The sequence below is a fragment of the Brevibacillus sp. SKDU10 genome (genome assembly GCF_001645205.1).
In the GTDB taxonomy this organism is placed as follows: domain Bacteria; phylum Bacillota; class Bacilli; order Brevibacillales; family Brevibacillaceae; genus Brevibacillus_B; species Brevibacillus_B halotolerans.
The window spans coordinates 1-745 of the sequence record NZ_LSSO01000109.1 but is presented as its reverse complement, the minus strand read 5'-3'; the positions used below and the strand labels follow the sequence as shown (position 1 = coordinate 745).

Annotated in this window: 1 protein-coding gene; it reads right to left on the bottom strand. The window is 41.3% G+C overall.

The window, feature by feature from the left end; genetic code table 11:
- Positions 1 to 158: 158 nt before the first annotated feature.
- The coding region (locus AYJ08_RS06120) for an extracellular solute-binding protein (RefSeq protein WP_157452808.1) at positions 159 to 745 on the bottom strand (587 nt) is incomplete at its 5' end.

Sequence of the window (745 nt, the reverse complement as noted above, 5' to 3'; positions counted from 1 at the left end):
CTGTTTAATCTCAATGTGAACGTTTTTGACCCCTTTTGCGCTACCAAATGATTTCGTTACATGCTCTAACGTGACCCCACTCAACTCTGTTCCCCCTCTCATGTCATACAGCATGCAGAACAAAAGGTCGCCACTCATTTCTGTATTACTCCTAGTAACTATTTGTAGCCCTTTCCTTTTATATTTTCATCCCAATATTGCATCCACTCTTTTTCTTTATCTGCTAGAACCTGCCAATCAATCTCCAATGGTTTTAGCTCAATAGCTTGTAGCCAGGTCGGTAGATTTTCTTTGCTAATAGTTAAAAGGGCGGGAATTTGATAGAACTTCTCCGCCATTTCAATTCGGAGTTTTTCATCAAATAAGAAGTCATAGAATTTCTTAGCCGGGGCTATGTTTTTCGCACCCTTTACAATCGCCACGCCATCTACTAGAATGGGTGCGCCGCTAGCTGGATAAATGTAGTCAAACGGTTGTTTTTTGGTTTCCTTTTGAATCAGGATATCCTGTAAATTCCATAAAGAAATGGCTCCCTCTTGTCGGGCTAGCTTTAGATATAAGCTGGTAGGGTCTTGCGCATATTCCTTTGTATTGGCGTCTAATTTCGTCAGCCATTCATAACCCTTTTCCGGAGCTGCTGCACCCTGTCGATACATCATAGCCGAATAGATTGTCCGCATTGTACCTGATTGTAAAACGCCGCGAATAATAATTTTATCCTTATATTTCGGATCAAGCAGATCGT